Below are 3,994 nucleotides of genomic sequence, written 5' to 3'. Positions count from 1 at the left end.
GTGTTAATATAATTAGTGGAGGAGTAGAGGAGCTTGGTGTTCCTTAAACGCATATGGCAAATGCAAGGAACAATTATCTGCGCTGTGTTTTTTTTTTTTTAGGTGTGTATAAGAGACAGTCGTAGGCGGGGACGAACGCGAAGCTGCTGTGCCAGCGGCCGCCCGTGGCGCCCTCGGGGACGCTGTAGACGCAGTGGGCCGCGGTGACGACGAGCAGCCTGGCCGCCGAGCGCACGACGGAGGCGCTGCAGGAATCGCCCTGCCCGCCGGCGTTGCGGAAGAACAGCCGGCCGCTGATCCTGCTGAGTGCGGCACCGGAGTACGGGCGGGGCATGCGGGCGTAGCCGTTGGCGTCCCCGCCGGGGGTGAGCCGCTTGCCCGCGGGCACGCTGCGGCGCTCGGCCGCCGCCGGGTCCGGCAGGCGCTCGGGCAGGTCGGCGGCCTTGGCCTGGGCCTGTTTGACCGGCGTCCAGTAGCGCACGGCGTGGCCGGGGTGCATCAGCGGGGAGGACCCGGCGTCCCATGTCTGATCCTGCGGTGGAACGGCGGGCGGCGGGACCGCAGGGGCGAGCGGTGGCCGGTCGGCCGCCGCGGGCAGCGCGAACGCGACGCCGGCCAGCGTGGTCAGCGTGGTGACCAGAGTTCTCGGCACAGTCTCCCCCTGAGCGGGTCAGATCCGATGACTTCGATCACTCTAAGTCGCGAAAATGTGACGAAGGGTAGTTGTGGCCCGTGTCGTGATGAGGGGTGTGATGAAGTGCGGCGTCCGGGTCGCGATCAGCCCGCCGCCACGTCCCCGTCGGGGCGGAGGTTGAGGATTTCGGCCGTTTCGGCCTCGGCCGGCTCGCGATCGGGGCGCAGTCCGCGCCAGGACGGGTGGCGCAGCATGCCGTCGCCGGTGACCTCGGCGTACTGCACCTCGCCGACCACGCGCGGCTCGACCCAGTGCGCGTCGCGGGCGTGCTCGCGCGGCACCGGCTCGGCGAACGGCGGATCGGGCCGCGCCAGCGGCGCCAGCCGGTGCTGCAGGTCGCGCAGCATGGCCTGGGTGAACCCGGTGCCGACGTGGCCCACGTACAGCAGCCGGCCGTGCTCGTCGTACGCGCCGAGCAGCAGTGACCCGATCATCCCCGAGCGCCGCCCGCCGCCGGGGCTCCAGCCGCCGATCACAACCTCGGCGGTGCTGACGTTCTTGACCTTGGTCCACTCGCCGCTGCGCCTGCCCGGCCGGTACGGCGAGTTCAGCCGCTTGCACACGACCCCTTCGAGCCCGAGCTGCCGGGACGAGTCGAGCGCGCGCTCGGCCTGGTCGGCGAACCAGACGGGAACCTCCCACCGGTAGCCGGGCGTGAACGTGCTCTCCAGCAGCTCCCGGCGCTCGGTGTACGGCAGGGCGATCAAGGCGGCGTCGTCCAGGTGCAGGATGTCGAACGCCATGAACGTCACCGGCACCGCCCGGACCAGCTCGGCCACGAGGGCCGGGTTGCGCTGGTGCATACGGGGCTGCAGCGCCTCGAAGCTGGGCCGCCCGGCCTCGTCGAACGCCACGATCTCCCCGTCGACGACGGCGGCGCGGCCTCCCGTGGCGCCGGCCATGAGCTGGAGCTCGGGGTAGGCGGGGGTGATGTTCTTGTCGTTGCGCGACATCAGGCGGACGGCGCCGTTCTCGAGGTAGGCGAGGGCGCGCACGCCGTCCCATTTCATCTCCACGGCCCAGCCTGGGCCCTGGACGGAGGTCAGGGTGCCGAGCTGGGCCAGCATCGGCGCGTACGCCGGCAGCCGCACCATGGTGCATGCCGTACCCCGTCCGGCTGATCGACAGTGGCGGATCGGGGTCTACAGATGGTCAAGGCGCTTGTCCTCCACCAGCTCGGCCAGGTCGATGCCGTGGTCGCCGAGCTCGGCGACGGTGGCGCAGTAGCCGCGCAGGTAGGTCCTGCCGTTGACGCGGTGGGAGATGCGCAGCAGCGGGCGATCGTCCAGAATGATCGCTTCCACCAGGATGCCGCCAGGGCCTCGCCACTGTCCCATGGGGCAAGCGTAAGGGGCCAGACATAATGGACACGCAATGCGATAGTCCTCACATGACCTGCGGAAAGGTGTGATCCCATTCGCGGGGGCCGCCCCGCCGGCGGTCACTGCGGACCTCATGGCCGACGGTGTAGCGCATCCGGGGCTCGTCCCCCCGCGGGGCCACGTGCCGGCGCGCCACGAGCAGGACACGTTCCCCCGCCTGCAAAAACAACTTAACGCGACTTTTTATTACGTAGAGTATTTTCGTGGTCGGGCGTTAGAGGGCCCGCGCAAGGGGAAGAGGCCAAGGCTCAGAGCCATTCACGGCCGTGGCCGCGCCCCCGTGGCGGCCACGGCCCCCGCCCCGGCAGGCCCGGTCCGGGGTGACGACGGCCGCGGGAGCGGCAGAGGCGACTGCCCCTCCCGCGGCCGTCGAGCATCCTCGATGCCCGCCCGCGCACGATCCCCATTCGCCCCGATGCCGGCCGCGCGCGACCCGGACGCGTCCCGGAGTATGGACAGAACGAGATTCAGGGGCTGGACTCCGTAAACTGTGAGGGTGATTTCCCGTATCGACATGCGCGGTTCCCTGCCGGACAACCTGCGCGACGTGCTGCCACGCGCCGAGCTCGACGTCGAGGCCGCCCTGGAGAAGGTGCGGCCCATCTGCGACGATGTGCGCCATCGCGGGGCGGCAGCCGTACGGGAGCTGACCGCCAGGTTCGACGGTGTCGAGATCGCCACCACCCGCGTCCCCGCCGAGGCCATCGAGCGCTCCCTGCGTGAGCTCGATCCCAAGGTCAGGGCGGCGCTCGAGGAGTCGATCAGGCGGACCAGGCTCGTCCACCGCGATCAGCGGCGCACCGACGTCACCACCCAGGTCGTGCCCGGCGGCACGGTGACCGAGCGGTGGCTGCCGGTCGACCGCGTGGGGCTCTACGTCCCCGGCGGGCGCGCCGTCTACCCCTCCAGCGTGGTCATGAACGTCGTCCCCGCCCAGGAGGCCGGCGTCGGCTCGCTGGCGGTGACCAGCCCGGCGCAGAAGGCGCACGGCGGGCTGCCGCACCCCACGATCCTGGCCGCGTGCGCGCTGCTCGGCGTGGACGAGGTCTACAACGTGGGCGGGGCGCAGGCGGTGGCCATGTTCGCCTACGGCACCGAGGAGTGCCCGCCGGCCACCATGGTGACCGGTCCGGGCAACATCTGGGTCGCGGCGGCCAAGCGGCTGCTCAAGGGCCGCATCGGCATCGACTCCGAGGCGGGCCCGACCGAGATCGCCATCCTGGCCGACGAGACGGCCGACGCGGTCCACGTGGCCGCCGACCTGATCAGCCAGGCCGAGCACGACACGATCGCCGCCGCCGTGCTCGTCACCACCAGCCCCGAGCTGGCCGACGCGGTCGAGAAGGAGCTGCCCGGCCAGGTGTCGGCGACCAAGCACACCGAGCGCATCACCGAGGCGCTGGGCGGCCGGCAGTCGGGCATCGTGCTGGTCTCCTCGCTCGAGGACGGCATCAAGGTCGTGGACGCCTACGCCGCCGAGCACCTGGAGATCCACACCGCGAACGCCGCGGAGATCGCCTCCAGGATCCGCAACGCCGGCGCGATCTTCATCGGGACCTACGCGCCCGTCTCTCTCGGCGACTACCTCGCCGGCTCCAACCACGTGCTGCCCACGGGCGGCTGCGCCTGCCACTCCAGCGGCCTGTCGGTGCAGTCGTTCCTGCGCGGCATCCACGTCGTCGACTACACCCGCGAGGCGCTCGCGGAGGCGGCGGCCCACGTGTCGGCGCTGGCCGACGCCGAAGACCTGCCCGCGCACGGCGCCGCGATCCGCGCGCGCTTCGACTGGCGAGTGCCCACGGAGACCGCGTGAACCTGGACGACCTGCCCATCCGCGACGACCTGAAGGGCAAGACGCCCTACGGCGCACCCCAGATCGACGTCCCGGTCCGGCTCAACACCAACGAAAACCCCTACC

General features: G+C 70.9%; 4 protein-coding genes and 1 pseudogene. 2 read left to right on the top strand and 3 right to left on the bottom strand.

Annotated elements, in window-relative coordinates; all coding sequences use genetic code 11:
- Window positions 1-73: 73 nt before the first annotated feature.
- The 3 genes from EJK15_RS68020 to EJK15_RS68010 form a co-directional block, all read right to left on the bottom strand.
- A complete protein-coding gene (locus EJK15_RS68020; RefSeq protein WP_138720727.1) occupies window positions 74-652 on the bottom strand; it encodes a trypsin-like serine peptidase in 579 nt (192 codons plus the stop codon).
- Between the two features lie 125 nt (window positions 653-777).
- Window positions 778-1,788, bottom strand: coding sequence for a non-homologous end-joining DNA ligase (ligD, locus tag EJK15_RS68015; RefSeq protein ID WP_138720726.1), 1,011 nt, complete (start codon window positions 1,786-1,788; stop codon window positions 778-780).
- Window positions 1,789-1,836: 48 nt separating this feature from the next.
- Window positions 1,837-2,031 carry a hypothetical protein gene (locus EJK15_RS68010; protein ID WP_138720725.1) on the bottom strand — a complete coding sequence of 65 codons (195 nt, stop codon included), beginning with the start codon at window positions 2,029-2,031 and terminating at the stop codon, window positions 1,837-1,839.
- A gap of 541 nt (window positions 2,032-2,572) precedes the next feature.
- On the opposite strand from EJK15_RS68010, the gene hisD reads away from it, so the two are divergent.
- Together hisD and EJK15_RS75990 are read left to right on the top strand one after the other, a co-directional pair.
- Window positions 2,573-3,889, top strand: a complete 1,317-nt coding sequence (hisD, locus tag EJK15_RS68005; RefSeq protein ID WP_138720724.1) for a histidinol dehydrogenase — start codon at window positions 2,573-2,575, stop codon at window positions 3,887-3,889.
- Window positions 3,886-3,994, top strand: a pseudogene (locus EJK15_RS75990) (histidinol-phosphate transaminase); the annotation flags it as partial. The gene hisD and the pseudogene EJK15_RS75990, both read left to right, overlap by 4 nt.

This window comes from Nonomuraea basaltis, assembly GCF_005893125.1.
In the GTDB taxonomy this organism is placed as follows: Bacteria; Actinomycetota; Actinomycetes; order Streptosporangiales; family Streptosporangiaceae; genus Nonomuraea; species Nonomuraea basaltis.
This window is presented reverse-complemented; position numbering and strand designations above follow the sequence as displayed.

What these genes read in the sequence shown, in the direction of transcription:
- EJK15_RS68010 (WP_138720725.1), bottom strand. Translation starts at nt 2,031, where the DNA reads ATGGGACAGTGGCGAGGCCCTGGCGGCATCCTGGTGGAAGCGATCATT.
- ligD (WP_138720726.1), bottom strand. Translation starts at nt 1,788, where the DNA reads ATGGTGCGGCTGCCGGCGTACGCGCCGATGCTGGCCCAGCTCGGCACC.